General features: G+C 70.5%; 20 protein-coding genes. 10 read left to right on the forward strand and 10 right to left on the reverse strand.

The annotated features are described in order from the left end of the window. The first annotated feature begins 28 nt into the window (after window positions 1-28). The gene (locus tag ACZ4EG_RS10245) at window positions 29-1,759 is read left to right on the forward strand and encodes a hypothetical protein (protein ID WP_467790292.1); all 1,731 of its coding nucleotides are present in this window, start codon (window positions 29-31) and stop codon (window positions 1,757-1,759) included. Window positions 1,760-1,836: 77 nt separating this feature from the next. On the opposite strand, the gene ACZ4EG_RS10250 is transcribed toward ACZ4EG_RS10245, so the two are convergent. From ACZ4EG_RS10250 to ACZ4EG_RS10270, 5 genes are read right to left on the reverse strand one after another with little or no spacing between them, the layout of a single operon-like run. Next, window positions 1,837-3,087, reverse strand: a complete 1,251-nt coding sequence (locus tag ACZ4EG_RS10250) for a cytochrome P450 (RefSeq protein WP_467790293.1) — start codon at window positions 3,085-3,087, stop codon at window positions 1,837-1,839. Further along, window positions 3,084-3,689 (reverse strand): GTP-binding protein, encoded by a 606-nt coding sequence (locus tag ACZ4EG_RS10255; protein WP_467790294.1) that lies wholly within the window; start codon window positions 3,687-3,689, stop codon window positions 3,084-3,086. Before ACZ4EG_RS10255 ends, ACZ4EG_RS10250 begins: the two co-directional genes overlap by 4 nt. Further along, window positions 3,670-4,041 (reverse strand): DUF742 domain-containing protein, encoded by a 372-nt coding sequence (locus ACZ4EG_RS10260; RefSeq protein WP_363298110.1) that lies wholly within the window; start codon window positions 4,039-4,041, stop codon window positions 3,670-3,672. Before ACZ4EG_RS10260 ends, ACZ4EG_RS10255 begins: the two co-directional genes overlap by 20 nt. Then, entirely contained in the window at window positions 4,038-4,448 is a 411-nt protein-coding gene (locus tag ACZ4EG_RS10265) for a roadblock/LC7 domain-containing protein (RefSeq protein ID WP_030043913.1), read from the reverse strand. The genes ACZ4EG_RS10260 and ACZ4EG_RS10265 overlap by 4 nt, the downstream gene beginning before the upstream one ends. Window positions 4,449-4,453: 5 nt before the next feature. Then, window positions 4,454-6,415, reverse strand: coding sequence for a sensor histidine kinase (locus ACZ4EG_RS10270; RefSeq protein ID WP_467790295.1), 1,962 nt, complete (start codon window positions 6,413-6,415; stop codon window positions 4,454-4,456). Between the two features lie 290 nt (window positions 6,416-6,705). Between ACZ4EG_RS10270 and ACZ4EG_RS10275 the strand changes: the two genes are divergently transcribed. The 3 genes from ACZ4EG_RS10275 to ACZ4EG_RS10285 all read left to right on the forward strand — a co-directional run bounded on the left by ACZ4EG_RS10275 (window position 6,706) and on the right by ACZ4EG_RS10285 (window position 8,983). Next, on the forward strand, window positions 6,706-7,989 hold the full coding sequence (locus tag ACZ4EG_RS10275; protein WP_467790296.1) for a PucR-like N-terminal domain-containing protein: 1,284 nt from the start codon (window positions 6,706-6,708) through the stop codon (window positions 7,987-7,989). Window positions 7,990-8,060: 71 nt separating this feature from the next. Next, complete coding sequence (locus ACZ4EG_RS10280; RefSeq protein WP_390731194.1) at window positions 8,061-8,423, forward strand: DUF1304 domain-containing protein; 363 nt, start codon at window positions 8,061-8,063, stop codon at window positions 8,421-8,423. After that, entirely contained in the window at window positions 8,420-8,983 is a 564-nt protein-coding gene (locus ACZ4EG_RS10285) for a TetR/AcrR family transcriptional regulator (protein WP_467790297.1), read from the forward strand. The genes ACZ4EG_RS10280 and ACZ4EG_RS10285 overlap by 4 nt, the downstream gene beginning before the upstream one ends. A gap of 4 nt (window positions 8,984-8,987) precedes the next feature. On the opposite strand, the gene ACZ4EG_RS10290 is transcribed toward ACZ4EG_RS10285, so the two are convergent. Both ACZ4EG_RS10290 and ACZ4EG_RS10295 read right to left on the reverse strand, forming a co-directional pair. Then, window positions 8,988-9,848, reverse strand: a complete 861-nt coding sequence (locus ACZ4EG_RS10290; protein ID WP_467790298.1) for a hypothetical protein — start codon at window positions 9,846-9,848, stop codon at window positions 8,988-8,990. 68 nt (window positions 9,849-9,916) lie between these two features. Beyond that, a complete protein-coding gene (locus ACZ4EG_RS10295; protein WP_467790299.1) occupies window positions 9,917-10,873 on the reverse strand; it encodes a GlxA family transcriptional regulator in 957 nt (318 codons plus the stop codon). Window positions 10,874-10,944: 71 nt separating this feature from the next. Between ACZ4EG_RS10295 and ACZ4EG_RS10300 the strand changes: the two genes are divergently transcribed. From ACZ4EG_RS10300 to ACZ4EG_RS10310, 3 genes are all read left to right on the forward strand, one after another. Next, window positions 10,945-11,895, forward strand: coding sequence for an NADP-dependent oxidoreductase (locus ACZ4EG_RS10300; protein ID WP_467790300.1), 951 nt, complete (start codon window positions 10,945-10,947; stop codon window positions 11,893-11,895). A gap of 464 nt (window positions 11,896-12,359) precedes the next feature. Further along, on the forward strand, window positions 12,360-12,581 hold the full coding sequence (locus tag ACZ4EG_RS10305; protein ID WP_467790301.1) for a hypothetical protein: 222 nt from the start codon (window positions 12,360-12,362) through the stop codon (window positions 12,579-12,581). 140 nt (window positions 12,582-12,721) lie between these two features. After that, complete coding sequence (locus ACZ4EG_RS10310) at window positions 12,722-13,102, forward strand: anti-sigma factor antagonist (protein WP_390705830.1); 381 nt, start codon at window positions 12,722-12,724, stop codon at window positions 13,100-13,102. A gap of 10 nt (window positions 13,103-13,112) precedes the next feature. Here ACZ4EG_RS10310 and tuf read toward each other — a convergent pair whose 3' ends face one another. Together tuf and ACZ4EG_RS10320 are read right to left on the reverse strand one after the other, a co-directional pair. After that, a complete protein-coding gene (tuf, locus tag ACZ4EG_RS10315) occupies window positions 13,113-14,306 on the reverse strand; it encodes an elongation factor Tu (protein ID WP_467790302.1) in 1,194 nt (397 codons plus the stop codon). A 64-nt stretch (window positions 14,307-14,370) separates the two neighbouring features. Continuing rightward, window positions 14,371-15,333: a ribose-phosphate diphosphokinase gene (locus ACZ4EG_RS10320; protein WP_467790303.1), complete on the reverse strand. Its 963-nt coding sequence runs from the start codon at window positions 15,331-15,333 to the stop codon at window positions 14,371-14,373. Window positions 15,334-15,490: 157 nt separating this feature from the next. Here ACZ4EG_RS10320 and ACZ4EG_RS10325 point away from each other — a divergent pair, with 157 nt between their 5' ends. The 3 genes from ACZ4EG_RS10325 to ACZ4EG_RS10335 all read left to right on the forward strand — a co-directional run bounded on the left by ACZ4EG_RS10325 (window position 15,491) and on the right by ACZ4EG_RS10335 (window position 18,087). After that, window positions 15,491-16,153, forward strand: a complete 663-nt coding sequence (locus ACZ4EG_RS10325; protein ID WP_453545956.1) for a DUF4230 domain-containing protein — start codon at window positions 15,491-15,493, stop codon at window positions 16,151-16,153. A gap of 67 nt (window positions 16,154-16,220) precedes the next feature. Then, on the forward strand, window positions 16,221-16,736 hold the full coding sequence (locus ACZ4EG_RS10330; protein WP_467790304.1) for a VanZ family protein: 516 nt from the start codon (window positions 16,221-16,223) through the stop codon (window positions 16,734-16,736). A gap of 118 nt (window positions 16,737-16,854) precedes the next feature. Further along, window positions 16,855-18,087 (forward strand): ricin-type beta-trefoil lectin domain protein, encoded by a 1,233-nt coding sequence (locus ACZ4EG_RS10335; protein WP_467790305.1) that lies wholly within the window; start codon window positions 16,855-16,857, stop codon window positions 18,085-18,087. Window positions 18,088-18,104: 17 nt separating this feature from the next. On the opposite strand, the gene ACZ4EG_RS10340 is transcribed toward ACZ4EG_RS10335, so the two are convergent. Further along, entirely contained in the window at window positions 18,105-18,353 is a 249-nt protein-coding gene (locus ACZ4EG_RS10340; protein WP_453545950.1) for a hypothetical protein, read from the reverse strand. Window positions 18,354-18,358: the final 5 nt, after the last annotated feature.

Raw genomic sequence — 18,358 nt, forward strand, 5'->3', positions numbered from 1 at the left:
CTGCGGTCCGTCTCCCGAAAGGAAGCGCATGCCTCAGGACGTCAGGTTCGACCTCCCCTTCGACACCCCCGACAGCTTGCTCCCGGCGCAGCCGAGCGCCCAGCTCCAGGCCGCGGAGGCGGGGAACGCCCTGGCCCGCCTCTTGGCGAACCGCATCAAGGGGAGCACGGAGCAGCACCTGGGGTGTCAGAACGCCGCTCAGCAGCGGCTGGACGCACTCGGATCCCCCCGCTCCAGCACCACGCTGCAGGTGGAGGGAGCCCTCCAGCTGGCGCAGCGCGCGTTCCTCCCGCCCGACGAGGAGGGCTACGCCAGGTTGGGGCACCTCGACACCAGCCTGCGCATGATCGAAGCGGCCTTCCCCCAAGTCAGCACCGATATCGAGGTCTGCCGACTGACCTGCACGATGCTGGAAGGGGCCTGGAGGAGCCGGGCACTCACCCCGCCGCGCGAGGAGGAGCAGACCACCGCGTGCGCCTGCCCTCTGTGCCGTCGGCTGCCCACGCCCCCCGCACGCACGCTGGGTGACTACGGTTGGCGGCAGAGCGCCGGCAGCCCCCTCACCGTCAAGACCTGGCCATACCGCCGGGAGCTCGACAGCGTCCTGACCGGTGGATGGTCCTGGACCCGGCAGTTGAACGACCTCGAACGAGACCTGGGCCACCGCCACCGCTTCGAGGACGACATCCTCGTCTTCCACGAATACAGACGCGTGATCGACACCATAGATACCACGCGCCTCACCCAACACGTCGAAGGCCGCCTGGCCGAGAATTTCAGCACCAACAGCGCACGGGCCCTGGTCTCCGGACTCTTCGCGGCCCATAAGCGATCCGTCGACGAATACTGGCTCCAGGAGCACGACGCGGGCAGCGTCACGCTCCCCCAGAGCAACCCACTCGGCCAGAGCACCTACGCACTCCTGCAGATGCTGGACTGCCTGTTCTGGCACGTGTCACCCGACACCGAACTCTGGCAGGAAGAACACCTCGCCTCCCTGCTGCTGTGCCGCGTCATCGACGACATGGCCGACGTACGAGCCGACGCCCTCACCGGCGAGATCAGCAACTTCTGGCTCGCCGAAATGCCCGACCACACCAAGGCCCTCTACGCCGCCTGCGCCATAGCCCTCGTCAAGTACGGCTGCATGCCCGAGGCACATCGCCCGATGTGGAACACCTGGCTGCTGACCACCACCATCGTCTGGATGGGGCTCACGGGCCGCCACGCCCTGTGGTTCGACGGCATCACCCAGGGCCTTCCCCCGGCCGAGGAGTGCCCGCTTTGCGATCTGCAGCCCAACGCATGCAGCGGCATCCTCACCCACGGCACCACCCTCACCATCTCCCCGCGGCCGACCGCACCGGCACTGAGCAGCCGGACCGCCGAGCTGTCCGCACGCTGCCGAGCCCAATACCCCCAGACGTGGCCCCTCTTCGACGCCGAGCTCCATGCCTTCGAAGCGCTGCACGGCCCCTGGTACGGCAACATCGACAGCACATGGGAGATCTTGCGCCGCACCTACATCGCCGCCGTGGAGGCATCCAGCGCCGCACCGTCCACGGACCGCGCCCGTCAGGTCCAACAAGACGCCGGCGTAGTCGGATCCGAAAGATTTCACGCCCTGCACGACCCTCAGACCGGCCGGGAAGACACCACACTGCTGGCCTACATGTTCGGCTGCGCCCACCCGCATTTCCTCTGGAACGCCACGGGATACCGTCCCACGGGCGTCGCGGGCGACTGGCTCGACGGCTGACGCCTCAATCCTTTTTCGTCGTCCCACAACGCCGCTGCCCGGTCGGGTGACCCGACCGGGCAGCGGCGCGTGCGGGCCTATACCGCGAACTCGACCGGCAGGCTGTCCAGCAGGGACATCCATGTGGACGCGGTCGAGGTGAGCTCCTCCGGCGGCACGGCCAGGCGCAGACCGTGCAGCCGGTGCAACAGGACGTCCACCGCGATCTCGATGATGGACAGCCCGATGCTCTGCCCGGGGCACTCGTGCGGGCCGGCGCTGAACGCCAGGTGCGACTCGTTGCCGTGCACCGAGACACCCGGGTCGGGCCGGACCTCGGGGTCGAGGTTGCCCGGTGCGAGGCCGAGGACGAGCAGGTCGCCCTCCTCGATGCGGTGCCCGCCCAGTTCGACGTCACTGGCGGCGAAGCGCCCCGGCAGGACGGCCAGCGGCGGAGAGTTCCACATGACCTCCTCCACCACCGCGGAGATGGTCAGCTGACCGCTGATCAGGTCGGAGAGCCGCGAGGCGTCCGTGAGGATCAGCTGCAGCACCCGGGCCAGCAGATTGCTGGTCGTGGTGTGCGCGGCCATCATCACCAGGCGCAGATGGCTCACGACCTCGTCGTGGTCGAGGGCCGCGTGATGCTCCAGCAGGCCGCTGGCGAAGTCGGAGCCGGGCTCGGTCCGCTTGCGCTCGGCGAGTTCACCGAGGATCTCCCTGATGATGCCGTCGTGCAGTATCGCGTCCTCGCCGCCCTGGAACACCCGGGCGCAGGACTCGACCAGCCGGCGCCCCTCCGCCTCGGTGAGCCCCAGGATGCGGGTGAGGACCAGCATCGGCAGGTAGGCGGCGTAGTCCGCCACCAGATCGGCGCGGCCGTTGTCCACGAACGCGTCGATCTGCTTGTTGGCGAAGTGCGTGACGTGGCGCCGGATACCGCGGCCTGTGGCGGCCTGGAGCCCGTCGTTGACGGCACCGCGCAGTCGGCGGTGCGCCTCGCCGTCCTGGGACACACAGTCGGGGCGCCAGGCGACCATCGGAACCAGCGGATGGTTCTCCGCGACCCGGCCCTCCCGCCAGTCCCGCCAGATCCGCGCGTCCCGGGCGAACTGGCGGGGATTGTCGAGCACCCGCCGGCTGTCCCGGTAGCCCAGCACCAGCCAGGCGCGGACGTCGCCCTCCAGCAGCACCGGCGCGACGGAGCCGTGCTCCTTGCGCAGCCGCTCGTAGATGCCGAGCGGGTCGGTCGCCGCCTCGGGCCCGTACAGCCGGGCCACTTCGGCCGAACCGTGCGCGACCGGGCAGCCGCGGGGGGCGTCGGGACTGTCGAGCTTCTGGTCGTTCATCGAGGCTCCAGTGCGACGGCGGAGCGTTCCTGCAGATGGCGTATCAGCGCGACGAGCACGTCACGGCTGGAGGCCCGGTCGCGGGCGTCGCACGCCACGACCGGGATGTCCGGGGAGATGTCCAGGGCGTCCCGGATCTCCTCGATCGGGTGCTGCTTGGAGTCCGGGAAGATGTTCAGCGCGATGACGAAGGGCACGTCCTGCCGCTCCATCTCCTCGATCGCCCGGAAACTGGAGGCCAGTCGGCGGGTGTCCACCAGGACCACCGCACCGAGCGCGCCCTTGAACAGCCCGTTCCACAGGAACCAGAAGCGCTCCTGGCCCGGTGTCCCGAACAGGTACAGCATCAGGCTCTCGTTGAGGCTGATCTTGCCGAAGTCCAGGCTGACGGTGGTCTCCGCCTTGTCGGCGACACCGATCAGATGGTCGTCCTCGACGCTGGCCTGGGTGAGGGTCTCCTCGGTGGTGAGCGGCTTGATGTCGCTGACGGAGCGGACCATCGTGGTCTTTCCGGTGCCGAACCCGCCGGCGATCATCACCTTGACCGAGCGCGTGCCTCCGACGGCGGGTTCGCCGGGATGGTCAAAGCCTTTCCAGTCCACTGAGTACCTCCTGGAGGAGCGCGAGGTCGGGCCCGCGTCCGGCGTGGTGCGCCGGGATGGGATCACGGGCTTCAATACGGCCTGCGTCCAGCAGATCCGCCAACAGCACCGCGAGAATGTTGAAGGGCAATCCGAGATGGGCGCCGAGTTCGGCCACCGACAGCGGATCGCGGCAGCGCCGGACTATCTCCTCGTGCTCGTGCTGCATCCCGGGTAAGGGCGCGGTGCGGGAGACGATGAGGGTCGCCACGTCGAGGCTCGACGCCGACCCGCCCGGCTTGCTGCGCCCCCGGGTGAGGACGTAGTAGCGCTCGAGTCCGGACGGGTCCGTGGGCGGGCGGGGAGCACTCATCCAGAGTGCTCCTCCAGGCGCGGAGTGGTGCCGAGAAGCTCACCCATCCGCCGGGCCAGGTCCCTCATCTGGTGTCCCAGCAGGCCCTGGTCGAGTCCTTCCCGGGCCAGGACGCCGAGATACGTCTCGACGCCCGCCCGCACGACGAACAGATGCCCCCCGTCGACCTCGATCATCGCGAGCCGCAACTGGCCCGCGTACTTGGGGAACTGCTCGGCGACCGGCTGGGCCAGGGCCTGCAGGCCGGCCACCACGGCCGCGAAGCGGTCCACGTCGTCGGGGTCTTCGGCGCCAAAGGAGGTGATGGCCTTGCCGTCGCTGGAGGCCACGAGGGCGAAGCGGATCTCCGGGATGCTCTCCACCAGATCGCGGAGCGCCCAGCTCACGTCGGTTCCCTGTTGCGTCATGTGGACTAGTCGCTCTCTTCAATTCGGTGCTCGGTGGACTCGCGGCCGTCGGACGGCGCGGGTGCCACGGCGGATTCGGGTCCGGGGCCCGACGCACGGTCATGGGCCGCTGCCTCCACCGGCGCGGCTCCCCGGCCGTGCGCGCGGCCGTCGTCCGTTCCGGGTGCGGCGGACTCCCGGCGCAGGCCGAGGGTGTCCTCCTCGGCGGACTCGTCCCCGGTAGTGACCGGAATCCCGAACTCCGTGGAGGACCGGTCCGCGGTCGGCGTCTCCGGCCCGGTCGCCGTCTCCGGCCCCGCCGACTCGCGTCCCGCCGTGGCGAAGGCGGCCAGGCCGGCGAAGGACTCGTCCGGGGGCACCGCGGCGACCTTGGTGCCGTCCGCCCGGCCGGCCGGCTGGGGTGACTGCACCTCCTCCGCCTCCACCTCGCGGCGCCTGCTCCTGCGCCGGGGCAGTCCGCCCGGTGTGGTGTCCACCAGGCCCGTGCCGTCGGCCTCCGTGGATTCGACGGGCTCCGGGCTCTGCGGTGCGGGCGTCGCCGGTGCCGTGGCGACCGAAGCGGCCGGGGCGGCGGGCGCGGTCGCCGGAGTGGCCGCCGAAACGGGGCTGAAGTACTTGTGCGGGACCACGACGACCACCGAGGTGCCGAGCCAGGGCGAGTCCGCGAAGGTGACTCGGATGCCGTAGCGGCGGGCGAGGATGCCGACGACCCGCAGGCCGATGTTGGCGTCCTCCGAGATCCCGCCGAGTCCCGGACCGGCCGCGGTACCCGTGAGGGAGTGCTCGGCCTCGCGCTTCTTCTCCTCGCTCAGACCCTTGCCGGAGTCCTGGATCTCGATGCCGACGCCGTTGGGCACCTCCTTGCCGGAGACGAGCACCGGCTCGGTGGGCGGCGAGTAGCGGGCCGCGTTGTCCAGAAGGTGGGAGAAGATCAGCGTGAGGTGGTCCACCAGGCCGCCGTCGACGCCGAGTTCGGGCAGATGCCGTACCTCGACACGATGGAAGTCCTTGATGCGGCCGATGCCGCCGCGGACCACGCTCAGCAGTCGCTGCGGCTCCTGCCACTGCCGTCCCGGCCGGTCCGAGCCGCCCAGCACACCGATGCTCGCGGCGAGCGAGTCGGCGGGGCCGAGCTCCTGGTCGAGTTCCATCAGGCCCCTGGCCACCGCGGGCAGCCGGCCGTGCTCGCCCTGCATCTCGTGCAGCCGGCCACGGAGCTTGCTGGTCAGGACGTGGATGCGGTTGCCGATGCTGATCACGGCCTGTTCGGCCGAGGTCGAGCGGTTGAACTCCTCCTCGACGCCGATCAGGGAGGTCCGCAGAATCCTGCGGAGGTCGGCCTGGAGCTCCACGTCGAGCTTCGCCGACCGGTCCGTCACGGGCAGCAGGTCGTCGATGGCGTCACCGGCGCGCAGTCGCTTCAGGGCGTCGGGCAGCTGCTCCTCGGCGAGCCGGGCGACGGCGGTCCGCTGGTGCGCGGCGTGTTCCTGCCAGACCTCGGCCCGGTCGGTGAGCTGCGCCTCGTAGGACTTGGCCTGTTCGGCCAGCCGCTCCTCGTACGCCCTCGCACTGTCTCCGAGTTGGGCCTCGTAGACCGCGGTGTGCTCACTGAGCTGGGCTTCGTAGGCGGCCGCCTGCTCGGTCAGCTGGGCCTCTAGGTTGGCGCGCTCGGAGCTGAACTTCCGTTCCAGGGTGGCGACATGCTGCTGCCACTGCTGGGAGTGCTCGGCCTGCGAGGACCGGAAGCTGCCCTCGGCTCGGCGCAGCTGTTTCTGCGAGCGGAGCAGGAGCCGCACGCAGACCGAGCTCGCCGCGGTCGCGGCGGCACCGGCCACCGCGGCGGTTATTCGCTCGGAGCTCATGAACGTGGCGGCAACCGTCCCGCCTCCTAAGGCCAGCGGCATCAACCACCAGCTGTACCAGGCAACAGGGGCCCGCGCCGCCGGTGGCGGAGTGGCGAGTTCCATCTGCATCCTTCGAAAGCAACACGATCGAAACGGGGGGGTGTGCAAGGGCCGCACTCATGAGTACGCACTACGGGCCGACCCATCGAGGGTGGCGTCAACTCGCAGTACCGGTCTGGAGCTTATCGGGTTTGAACCCCAAAGGATCAACCTCGGGCAGACGCGGACGTGAGGGTTCCGTCACTCTCCGGCGTGCGCCACAAATCGACAAACACCCTTACAGACCAGTGAACTTACCGACACTCCGCTTGTCACCACGGGACAACTCATGCCCGGACAACTGTCCTCGATTGATGAGCCCCCGGGGGTTACTCGCCGGTATCGTCACCGTCGTGCCGAAGAGAGCCGCAGCGGGGACAGTCGACACTCGCGGCCCGTTCAAGGCGTTGCCGCCAGGTCTGCCCGATCGACTGAGACCGTTTTTCGCCGATATCACCGAAGAGGTCGTCCGGGCGATCAGAACGGAGATTGCGGAGTACGCGCGTCCGATGGACGACACATACATGCAGGGTGTGCACCTCGGTGTGGACCACGCGCTGCAGGGATTCCTGGAGCGGATGGCCAAACCGGACACCGACTGGGAGCCGGTGAAGGCGACATACCAGCGCATCGGCCGTGGTGAGGCCGAGGAGGGGCGCAGCCTCGACTCGTTCCAGTCGGCGCTGCGCCTGGGCGCACGGGTGACCTGGCGCCGGGTGAACGCACTGGTCGACAAGGGCCTGCTGCCCCGCCATGTGCTGGGCGCGTTCGGCGAGGCGCTGTTTCTGCATCTGGACGAGATGGCGGCCGCGACGACGGCGGGCTACACCGAGGCGCGTCTGCACGCGGCCGGTGAGCTCCAGCAGCGGCGGGCACGCCTGGTCGATCTGCTCACCGCCGATCCCCCGGCCTCGGCCGAGGCGATCGCGGATCTCGCGCACGCCGCGCGCTGGCCGGTGCCGCGAGCGGTCGCGGTGGTGGCGGTGGACCACGGGCAGTGGTCGGGGGTGGAGCCCATCGTGCCGCCGGAGTTCCTGGCCCGGTTCGATGTGCAGCCCGCGGTGCTGGTCGTACCCGACCCGGAGGGGCCGGGCCGGGGGCGGGCGGTGGCCGGGGCGCTGAACGGACTGCGGGCGGCGATGGGGCCGACGGTCGCGCTCCAGGAGGGGGCGCGATCGCTGCGCTGGGCGGCCGAGGCGCTGGATCTGGTGCGCCGGGGTGTGCTCGCGGGCACCGATGCGGACTCCGGGATCGTGCGCTGCCAGGACCATCTGTCCACGCTTCTGCTGCTGCGCGACGACGCGTTGCTGGACGCCATGGCCGAGCGCCGGCTGCGGCCGCTGGCCCAGGTGCGCCCGCCGCAGCGCGAGCGGCTGGCGGAGACCCTGCTGAGCTGGCTCCAGTCCGGCCGGGGTGTCCCCGAGGTCGCCGCGCGGCTGGCCGTGCATCCGCAGACGGTGCGCTACCGGATGCGGCAGCTGGACGAGCTGTTCGGCGGTCTGCTGCACGACCCGGAGGCCCGCTTCGAGATGCAACTGGCCCTGCGCGCCCGGGAGCTCCGCAGGGGCGGCGGAACCGGGGCGGGCGACCCGGGGTGATTTCCTGGACACCTGTCCAGCTATATTGGGCACCTGTCCAAGTAGCAAATGGTGTGAGGAGCCCGCCGATCATGGAAATCGTGGCGAACGTGCTGGTCGGCCTGGTGGCCGCGCTGCACGCGTACATCCTGGTGCTGGAGATGTTCCTGTGGCAGAAGAAGCCGGGCCGGGCGCTGCACGGTTTCGACCCGGAGCTGGCGCGGGCCACCGCGCCGCTGGCCGCCAACCAGGGGCTCTACAACGGCTTCCTGGCGGCCGGCCTGGTGTGGGGACTGATCGCCGCCGATCCGACCGGCTACCGGGTGCGGGTGTTCTTCCTGTCGTGCGTGGTCGTCGCGGGCGTGTTCGGCGCGCTCACGGCCAACCGCCGCATCCTGTTCGCCCAGGCGCTGCCCGGCGCGCTCGCCCTGACCGCCGTGCTCCTCGCCCGGTGACCAGGCCCGTACCCGAGGACCCGCGGGCCGCGCGCACCCGGGCGCGGCTGCGCGCGGCCCTGCTGGAGGAGTGCGCCGAGCGGCCGCTGGCGGAGGTGGGCGTGGCCGCGCTGACTCGCCGGGCCGGGGTCGGCCGGGCCACCTTCTATGTGCACTACGACGGGCTGGAGGCGCTGGCGGTCGACGCCTGCGCGGACGTCGTACGGGACGCGGTCGACGCGCTGCACGCCTGGCGCGGCCGCCCCGACCCGGTGCACGCCCCGCCCGCGCTGCGGGAGTTCTTCGCGGGCCTCGCCCCGCACGCGGCCCTGTACCGGACCCTGCTCGCGCCGGGCGGCGGCGGGCCGCTCGGCCGGGTCCTGCACCGGGACCTGCGGGCCCGCAGTCTGGCCGAGCGGGAACTGGCGGGTGCCGCGGACGCCCCGCTGGTCGCCTCGGCCGTGGCCGCCACCTTCGCCGGTGTGCTCGCCGACTGGCTGCATGGGCTCCTGGCAGCCTCCTCGGACGAAGTCGCCGACCAGGTCTGGCAGTTGCTGGTGGCGCTGCACATGAGCCGGTGACGGGTCATCTGCAGGCCGGGCCGCCGTTCTTCACCAGCGGCCAGGCCTCCACCCCGTCGGGGGTGCGGATGTACGCAGTGGCGCGGTCGTCGGTCAGCCACAACTGCCGGTCGTGGTAGCGGTATCCGGTGTCGTGCGCATCGGCGGGCATCCGGACGTCGCCGTCGTACGGCGCCGTGAGCACGGCCTCGGTGTCGAGCACGCCCTCGGGGTCGCGGGCGTAGCTCCTGCGCTCCTCGCCCCTGCCCAGGTCCAGGAAGTGCGCGCTCTGCCAGTCGCAGTGCTCGGGGCCGGCACGGCCGGTGATCTCCGCGACGGGTGCCCGCTCGCCCTTCCGGTCGGTCCAGACCTCGTACTCCTGTGTGTCCGTGAAGCTCGCCGGGAGTTCGGCCGGGTCGCAGGAGGCGTCGGTCTCCGGGCCCCAACCGGGCCGGTCCTTCTGGTCCTTGGCGACCACGACGGCCACCTTGGTCCGCCCGCCGACGTCGTAGGAGTACAGCACGCGGTCGTGGTCCCTGCGCTCCACCCGGTAGCCGTATCGGGGCACCCCCGGCTCGAACATCCGGAAAAAGAGCTTCAGGCCGTCCTTCGGGGTGTCCGCGCCGTCGCCCTCGCCCCATCCGTCGGGCCCCTGGCCGTGATAGATCTCCCCGTCGCACTCCAGTGCCCGGCCCGCCGCGCCCGACGCGGTGCGCATCGCCTCGGGTGAGCTCTCGTCCACGGCCTTCGTCGGGACGTACAGCGGACCGCTGTACGGCGTCACCGGCGGCGTGCCCTCGACCACCGGGTCCGGCCCGCCGCCGTCGTCGCAGGCCACCACCGTCACGGCCACGAGTACGGCCGCTGCCGCAAGGCCTCCGCGCATGCCCGCCCCCTGTTCCTCGGCTCCGGTTCCGGTCCTCCGACGCGGCACCGGGCCGGAACGTTCGAAGATCAGCGGGTCGTCTGGAACGTACGCCGGTACGTCTGCGGCGACACCCCGATCGCCGCGTGCAGATGCTGGCGCAGGGAGGCGCCCGTGGCGAAGCCGACCTCGCCAGCGATGCGGTCCACGGACAGGTCGCTGGACTCCAGCAGATGCCGGGCGCGGGCGACGCGCTGCTGGATCAGCCAGCGGCCGGGGCTGACGCCCACCTCCTCGTTGAAGCGGCGGGCGAAGGTGCGCAGGCTCATCCGGGCGTGACCGGCGAGCTCGGTCAGGGTCAGCGGCTCGCCGAGGCGCTCCAGGGCCCAGGCGCGGGTTCCGGCGGTGCTGGCGGCGCCGCTCTCCGGGACCGGCTGCTCGATGTACTGGGCCTGGCCGCCGTCCCGGAACGGGGGCACGACACAGCGGCGGGCCACCTTGTTGGCCAGTTCGCTGCCGTGGTCGGTGCGGACGATGTGCAGACAGATGTCGACACCGGAGGCCGCGCCGGCCGAGGTGAGGATCCGGCCGTCGTCGACGAACAGGACGTCCGGATCGAGGTCGACGTACGGGTACATCGCCCGGAACCGGTCGGCCACCTGCCAGTGCGTGGTGGCCCTGCGGCCGTCGAGGAGTCCGGCGGCGGCGAGGACGAAGGCCGCGGTGCATATGGACACGATCCGCGCGTCGGGCCGGATCCTCGCCAGCGCGGCGGCGATCTCGGGGGTCAGCTCGGTGGGGATGTACGGGGCCGCCATGGAGACGACCACCACGGTGTCGGCCGTGGCCAGGATCTCGGGGCCGTGCTCGACGGCAACGGAGAAGTCGGCGTTGGTGCGCACCGGCCTGCCGTCGACGGTGCAGGTCAGGACCTCGTACCGGCCGTCCGCCGCGCCCAGGATCCGGCTGGGGATGCCCAGCTCGAAGGGGTAGACGCCGTCCAGCGCCAGGACGACGACCCGTTCCGCACTCCGCTCACCACGCATGGCACGATCCTATCGAAGCTTGGCAATCATGCCATTTTCCGTGCGGGCACGACCCGGCAGGCTGGTCGACCATGAGCGATGTGAACACGATGCGTGCCATCAGCCAGGACGTCCTCGGCGGTCCCGAGGTCCTCAAGGAAGTGCGGCTGGAGCGGCCGGTCCCGCGGCCGAACGAGGTGCTGGTCCGGGTGCGCGCCGCCGGGGTCAACCCCACCGACTGGAAGCACCGCGCCACGGGCGGCTTCCTCGGCCAACCGCCCTTCGTCCTGGGCTGGGACGTCTCCGGAGTGGTCGAGGCGACCGGGATCGGCGTCGCCACGTTCGTCCCCGGTGACGAGGTCTTCGGCATGCTGCCCTACCCGTACGGCCACGGCTCCCACGCCGAGTATGTGATCGCCCCGGTCCGCGCCCTCGTGCACAAGCCCGGCGCGATCGACCACACGCAGGCGGGCGCGCTGCCGCTGGTGTCCCTGACCGCGTGGCAGGCCCTGGTGGAGACCGCGGAGCTGCGGCGGGGCCAGCGGGTCCTGATCCATGCGGCGGCCGGCGGGGTCGGCCATGTGGCCGTGCAGATCGCCAAGGCGCGCGGCGCGTATGTGATCGGCACGGCGAGCGCGGGCAAGCACGAGTTCCTGCGCGGGATCGGCGTGGACGAGGCGATCGACTACCGGGCCACGGACTTCACGGAGGCCGTGCGGGACGTCGACGTGGTCCTGGACACGCTGGGCGGCGACACCTCGGTACGTTCGCTGCGCGTGCTGCGTCCGGGCGGGATCGTGGTCTCGATCCTGCCGGTCGGTTCGGCGGACTTCTACGAGGAGGCCGGGCGGCTGGGCGTACGGGCGGTACGCATGCTCGTCGACGCCGACCGGGCCGGGATGCGGGCGATCGCGGAACTGGCCGAGGCGGGCAAGCTGCGCGCCACGATCGCCGGGACGTTCCCACTGACCGACGCCGCGAAGGCACACGAACTGGGCGACACGGGCCGGACGACGGGGAAGCTGGTGCTGCTGGCGGAGTGAGCCGGAGGGTCGGTATCGGTAGGTGAGTACGGCGTTGATCGCCGCGGCGGGAGCGGCCCTTCGGCGACCAGTTCGACCAGGGCCGGGACGAAGGCCCGCGGCTCGCTGCCGCCGAGGGGCAAGGCCCACGATCCGCTTGCCCGCGAGCAACCCGTCGGCCTCCAGGCAGACCTCGCTGCCGTACGGCGGGGCGCCGACGGCGACCATGGGGCCGCGGGCGGCAAGCACGTCGACGCTGCCGCTCATCTCGACGATGGCGTCGGCGCCCTGACCGTCGGTGACGCGGCCCGGCGCCCGGGTCGGGTCGGTCTTGCTCGCGTCGACGGTGTGGGTCGCCCCAACTCACGGCCGTGCCCACGCGTTCGGCGAGCCGGTCGACGGCGACGGCGGCAGTGGTGGCCGAAGGGAGCTCGGCCGCCATCACGGCCGGGAGGCCGACCGCCCCGGCAGCGACGAGGCCGAGCATGCTGCCGGCGGCCGGCCGCGGCACGCCCCAGATGGCGCCGACTTCGGGCTGCACGCCGCAGCCGAGCGGGGCGATCGACTCCAGCGGTACGGCCGGTCGCCGGGGCCACACCGGTGACAGCCGCGCCGACGGCCTCGGCACCGCCCAGGCCATGGCCGGTCTCGTACGGTTGCCCGGGAGCCGTCGGCTCGTTGTCGACGTCCGGTACGTGTTGTCGTAGCCCTGTCACCCCGCGACACGGGAAGACATGCGCCAAACTCGAAGACATATGTCAATCGAACATGCTCAAATTCCCTCTATCGAGGGTAACTTGCTGGGCGGGGAACAGTTTTCCGGGCGCGGGTGGGAGGTGGTTCGGCCGTGCGACAGGACCCGGCACCGCTGTCCCGGCATCTGCGCGTCCACCAGGACCGCGGTCACACGGTGCTGGAGTTCCGCGGCGAGATCGACATCGCGGCGGCCACGGAGATCGCTCCGTATCTGGACCGGGTGACGGACCGGACCGGTGCCCGGATCGTGCTCGACCTGCGGCACATCGAGTTCTTCGACTGCTCGGGGCTGCGCCTGCTGTACCGGGCCCGGCGCCGGGTGCTCGACCGCGACGGGCAGTTGCAGCTGGTCTGCACCCACCCGCTGACCCTGCGCGTCTTCCGGGTCACCGGACTGTCGCGGCTGCTGCCCCCGCAGCCGACCCTGGACGCGGCCCTGGGCCAGCCCGAGGCCACGTCCGGCTCTTTGTGACCCCGCCCGCCTACGTGATGATCCTGGTTACCTGACCGGCACCCACCGTCCGCCCGCCCTCACGGATGGCGAACTTCAGGCCCTCCTCCATGGCGATCGGCTGGATCAGCTCGACGTGCATGGTCGTGTTGTCGCCCGGCATGACCATCTCCGTGCCCTTGGGCAGGGTCACCACACCGGTCACGTCGGTGGTGCGGAAGTAGAACTGGGGCCGGTAGTTCTCGAAGAAGGGCGTGTGCCGGCCTCCCTCGTCCTTGGACAGGATGTACGCCCGCGCCTCGAACACCGTGTGCGGCGTGACCGACCCCGGCTTGATGACGACCTGGCCGCGCTCGACATCCTCCCGCTTGACGCCCCGCAGCAGCAGACCGACGTTCTCCCCGGCCCGGCCCTCGTCGAGCAGTTTGCGGAACATCTCGACGCCGGTGACCGTCGTCTTCGTCTTCTGCGGATGAATGCCGATGATCTCCACCTCACTGTTGACCCTCAGCGTGCCGCGCTCGATCCGGCCGGTGACGACCGTGCCGCGGCCGGTGATGGTGAAGACGTCCTCGACCGGCATCAGGAACGGCCTGTCCACGTCGCGCTCCGGCTCGGGCACGAACTCGTCGACGGCGTCCAGGAGTTCGAGCACCGACGCGGTCCACTGCGGGTCGCCCTCCAGCGCCCTGAGCGCGGAGACCTTCACCACCGGCACGTCGTCGCCGGGGAACTCGTACTCGGTCAGCAGCTCGCGCACCTCCAGCTCGACGAGCTCCAGGATCTCCTCGTCGTCCACCATGTCGGTCTTGTTGAGCGCGACCACGATGTAGGGCACGCCCACCTGCCGGGCCAGCAGCACATGCTCCTTGGTCTGCGGCATCGGCCCGTCGGTGGCCGCGACGACGAGGATCGCACCGTCCATCTGGGCCGCACCGGTGATCATGTTCTTGATGTAGTCCGCGTGCCCCGGGCAGTCGACGTGTGCGTAGTGCCGGCGCTCGGTCTGGTACTCCACGTGCGCGATCGAGATGGTGATGCCGCGCCGGCGCTCCTCGGGCGCCTTGTCGATCTGGTCGAACGGCGTGAAGGGGTTGAGGTCGGGGAACCTGTCGTGCAGCACCTTCGTGATGGCTGTCGTGAGGGTCGTCTTGCCATGGTCGATATGACCGATGGTGCCGATGTTGACGTGCGGTTTGGTCCGCTCGAACTTCGCCTTCGCCACTGCCGGCCCTCCTGGTCACGTGGGTGATGTCAAGTGCGGCTCCGCTGCCTCCCGTCCTTCATGTCTATTCGCTCCGGGGCGCGTCGAACAGGGCGCTGACGGACTCACCGTTGTGAATCCGGCGCACGGCCTCGGCAAGCGCCGGGGCGATGGACAGGACGCGCAGTTTGGCCTTGTGCTCCTCGATGTCCTCCACCGGCACCGGCACGGTGTTGGTGCACACGATCTCCAGCACGTCCGGCTGTTCGGTCAGCCGCTTCAGGGCGCCTGCCGCGAACAGCCCGTGGGTGCAGGCCACCCGGATCGAGCGCGGCCCCGACTCCCGCAGCCGTCCCAGGAGTTCGATCACCGTGCTGCCCTTGGCGATCTCGTCGTCCAGCACGATGACATCCCGCCCGGTGACCTCGCCGATCACGGAGCTGATGCTCACCCGGTCGTCCGCGAACCGCTGTTTGGCACCGGCCGCGACCTGGGCGCCGATCAGCCGGGCGAACGCGGCGGCCTCCTTGGCGTTGCCCAGGTCCGGCGAGACCACGGTGGTGCGCGAGAGGTCGTACTGCCTGAAGTGCGCGGCGAGTTCACGCAGCGCATGCAGATGGTCCACGGGCACCGAGAAGAATCCGTGCACCTGCGGCGAGTGCAGGGTCATGGCCAGGACGCGGCTCGCGCCCGCCGCCACCATGAGGTCGGCGACCAGACGGCCGCCGAGGGAGATGCGGGGCGCCTCCTTCTTGTCGGAGCGGGCGTAGGAGTAGTGCGGCATGACGACCGTGATGCGGCCCGCGGAGGCACCCCGGGCCGCGTCGCACATCATCAGCAGCTCGACCAGGTGCTCCTGCACCGGCTTGACCAGCGGCTGGACGAGGAAGACGTCCCGCTCGCGGCAGTTGGCCTGAAGCTGCACCTCCAGACAGTCGTTGGCGAACCGGCTGACCCGGGTGGGGCTGAGCGGCACCCCGAGGTGCGCACAGACCTCCTGTGCCAGCTCGGGATGGGCACTGCCACTGAAGACGGCGATGTCACGCACGATCCGCTCCTCGCATGATCATTACGGGCTGCGGGCTCATGCTACTGACGCCGCCCGTGCGCCCGGCGCGCCTACGTCAGGCGGCCCAATTGGCCAACGCACCGGCCTGGCAACGGTTTTGGCGGGCATGCGGACGGTAGGAAGGAGGGCCGTCGACATGACGACGTCCATCAAGGCCCTGCCGGCACGCATGCCCCTGTGGGCGAAGCTGGTGACCGCGCTCGTCGTGGTGCTCGCGGTGCTGTTCGCGGGGATCAGGCTGGCCGTGCTCCCCGGCCTCAAGGACCTCTTCGGCACCGAGACGCACGACCGGTCCGGCCCCGCGCTCCTCAAGTCCATCCAGGACATGAGCCGTTACGACGCCGCCTCCGGCAACTTCCAGGTCGTCGTGGACCTGGAGAAGAACGCCAGGTATCTGCCGTCCGCGATCCGCGGCACCCGCACCCTGTACGTCGGGGCGGGCACCGTGGACGCGTACGTCGACCTCGGCAAGGTCGGCGAGAAGGACGTGACGGTCAACGGCAACCGCACCTCCGCCACCCTCCGGCTGCCGCACGCGCGGCTCGGCAAGCCGGCTCTCGACGCCGACCATTCCTACACCGTGTCCAAGCAGCGCGGCCTGATCGACCGGCTCGGCGACCTCTTCTCGGACAACCCCGACAGCGAGCACGCCGTGCAGCGCCTCGCCGTACGCCACATCGGCGAGGCGGCCGCGGGCAGCGGGCTGACCGCACGGGCCGAGACGAACACCACCGGCATGCTTCAGGGCCTGCTGGGTTCCCTGGGCTTCAAGGAGGTGCATGTGTCGTACGGATCCTGATCAGGCGCCCGGTACAGCGAACAGGGCACGCCTCACCACACTGGGAAGTCGAGGACTGGAGGATCGAATGGCCCGCACCGCCCCGAGCCCGCGCAAGGCGAAGCGGACGACCAAAGGCGCTCGCGACCCGCTGCCCACCCCGTTACGGGTGCTCACGACGGTGTGTGCGTTCGCCTTCATGGTGGTGTTCGCCGTCGTTCTGGCCCGGCTCACCCTGCAGCCGTCACCGGCATCGGTCCCGCTCACGCACAGCAATCTGCATCCGGGCCGCTCACTGAAGGCGTATCTGGATCAGCCGGGACTGCGCGACGCCGTCAAGCAGATCGGCGGGAATCTGCTGCTGGGCATCCCGTTCGGGGTGCTGGTGCCGGTGCTGGCGCCGCGGGCGCGCGGCATCCTGCAGATCCTGCTGCTCACCGCGATCGTGATGCTGCTGGTGGAGCTGGCACAGGGGGCGCTCGTCACCGGTCGCGCCTTCGACATCGACGACGTCATCCTCAACACCGTGGGCGCACTGGGGGGTTACCTGCTTCTGGGACGGCGACTGGGGCGGTCGGTGCATGCGCGGGCGCGGAAACAGTGATCACGCAATGCGGAAACAATGATCATTTAAATTGGTCCGGACCAGACTCTTGACGCCTTCTTATCTCACTTCTTAAATCAAGTGGCGACCCGTCCGTCCCCCACCGGAATGGAGTGCCATGGCCTCCCCACGCCTGCTCCGCAGATGTCTGTTCGCCGCCCTGTCCGCCGCCCTGGTCGCGTCCGCCGCGATCGGCCCCGCGCGGGCGGATGCCTCCAGCGCCTCCTCCGCCGCCGCCGTGACCTTCTCGGACAGCTTCGACGGGCCGGCCGGCGCGGCGCCCGACTCCTCGAAGTGGCAGACCGAGACCGGCGACAACGTCAACAACCACGAGCGCCAGTACTACACGGCGGGCAACAGGAACGCGGCCCTGGACGGCCAGGGCCATCTGGTGATCACCGCCCGGCGCGAGAACCCGGCCGGCTACCAGTGCTGGTACGGCACCTGCCAGTACACCTCGGCCCGGCTGAACACCGCCGGGAAGTTCACCGCCCAGTACGGGCATGTCGAGGCCCGGATGAAGATCCCGCGCGGACAGGGCATGTGGCCCGCGTTCTGGATGCTCGGCACACCGGTCAACTGGCCCGACTCGGGCGAGATCGACGTCATGGAGAACGTCGGTTACGAGCCCTCGACCATCCACGGCACCATCCACGGCCCCGGCTACTCCGGCTCGGGCGGCATCGGTGCCGGCTACTCGCTGCCCGGCGGCCAGGCCTTCGCGGACGCCTTCCACACCTTCGCCGTCGACTGGGCGCCCGACTCGATCACCTGGTCGGTGGACGGGACCGTCTACCAGCGGCGCACACCGGCCGACCTGGGCGGCCGGACCTGGGTGTTCAACAAACCGTTCTTCCTGATCCTGAACCTGGCCGTGGGCGGCTACTGGCCCGGCGACCCGGACGGCTCCACCGTCTTCCCGCAGCAGCTGGTGGTGGACTCGGTCTCGGTGACGACCGGCGACTCCGCGGCCGCGGTCGCGATCAAGGGGCTGGCCGGCAAGTGCGTGGACGTGGCCGGGGCGAACTCCGCCAACGGCACCCCCGTACAGCTCTACGACTGCAACGGAACCGGCGCGCAGCAGTGGACGGTCGGCTCGGACGGCACCATTCGGGCGCTCGGCAAGTGCCTGGACGTCACCGGCAACGGGACCGCGGACGGCTCGACCGTCCAGCTGTGGGACTGCACCGGTGGACCGAACCAGAAGTGGGCCGTCTCCGCGGCGCACGACATCGTGAACCCCCAGGCGAACAAGTGCCTGGACGTCACCGGCAACAATCCGGCCAACGGCACCCGGCTGCAGATCTGGACCTGCACGGGCGGCGCCAACCAGAAGTGGACGGTCGGCTGAGGCTGCCGGGAGCGCGCCTAGCGGCGCGGCACCCAGGTGAACTTGTCGCCGCCGACCCAGCGGACCACCTCGGGGTCGTCCAGGTCGTGGACGGTGATGCCGTAAGCCGCGGCAGTTTCCAGGACATCGGTGATGGCACGCGCCTCACAGACCACTTGACCGTCGATCTCCACGATGCGGAAGGGCAGGGTGCCCGGCTTACCCGTCATCACTCCGTGCACCAGGATGCGCGGGTAGGAGATGTGGGGGCTTGCTATTTCGGTCATGCATA

The organism is Streptomyces sp. NPDC025638 (assembly GCF_055558775.1).

Excerpts from the sequence above, each read along its gene's own strand:
- ACZ4EG_RS10245 (WP_467790292.1), top strand. The coding sequence starts at position 29 with ATGCCTCAGGACGTCAGGTTCGACCTCCCCTTCGACACCCCCGACAGC.
- ACZ4EG_RS10250 (WP_467790293.1), bottom strand. The coding sequence starts at position 3,087 with ATGAACGACCAGAAGCTCGACAGTCCCGACGCCCCCCGCGGCTGCCCG.
- ACZ4EG_RS10260 (WP_363298110.1), bottom strand. The coding sequence starts at position 4,041 with ATGAGTGCTCCCCGCCCGCCCACGGACCCGTCCGGACTCGAGCGCTAC.
- ACZ4EG_RS10265 (WP_030043913.1), bottom strand. The coding sequence starts at position 4,448 with ATGACGCAACAGGGAACCGACGTGAGCTGGGCGCTCCGCGATCTGGTG.
- ACZ4EG_RS10270 (WP_467790295.1), bottom strand. The coding sequence starts at position 6,415 with ATGGAACTCGCCACTCCGCCACCGGCGGCGCGGGCCCCTGTTGCCTGG.
- ACZ4EG_RS10275 (WP_467790296.1), top strand. The coding sequence starts at position 6,706 with ATGAGCCCCCGGGGGTTACTCGCCGGTATCGTCACCGTCGTGCCGAAG.
- ACZ4EG_RS10280 (WP_390731194.1), top strand. The coding sequence starts at position 8,061 with ATGGAAATCGTGGCGAACGTGCTGGTCGGCCTGGTGGCCGCGCTGCAC.
- ACZ4EG_RS10290 (WP_467790298.1), bottom strand. The coding sequence starts at position 9,848 with ATGCGCGGAGGCCTTGCGGCAGCGGCCGTACTCGTGGCCGTGACGGTG.
- ACZ4EG_RS10295 (WP_467790299.1), bottom strand. The coding sequence starts at position 10,873 with ATGCGTGGTGAGCGGAGTGCGGAACGGGTCGTCGTCCTGGCGCTGGAC.
- ACZ4EG_RS10300 (WP_467790300.1), top strand. The coding sequence starts at position 10,945 with ATGAGCGATGTGAACACGATGCGTGCCATCAGCCAGGACGTCCTCGGC.
- ACZ4EG_RS10305 (WP_467790301.1), top strand. The coding sequence starts at position 12,360 with ATGCTGCCGGCGGCCGGCCGCGGCACGCCCCAGATGGCGCCGACTTCG.
- ACZ4EG_RS10325 (WP_453545956.1), top strand. The coding sequence starts at position 15,491 with ATGACGACGTCCATCAAGGCCCTGCCGGCACGCATGCCCCTGTGGGCG.
- ACZ4EG_RS10330 (WP_467790304.1), top strand. The coding sequence starts at position 16,221 with ATGGCCCGCACCGCCCCGAGCCCGCGCAAGGCGAAGCGGACGACCAAA.
- ACZ4EG_RS10335 (WP_467790305.1), top strand. The coding sequence starts at position 16,855 with ATGGCCTCCCCACGCCTGCTCCGCAGATGTCTGTTCGCCGCCCTGTCC.
- ACZ4EG_RS10340 (WP_453545950.1), bottom strand. The coding sequence starts at position 18,353 with ATGACCGAAATAGCAAGCCCCCACATCTCCTACCCGCGCATCCTGGTG.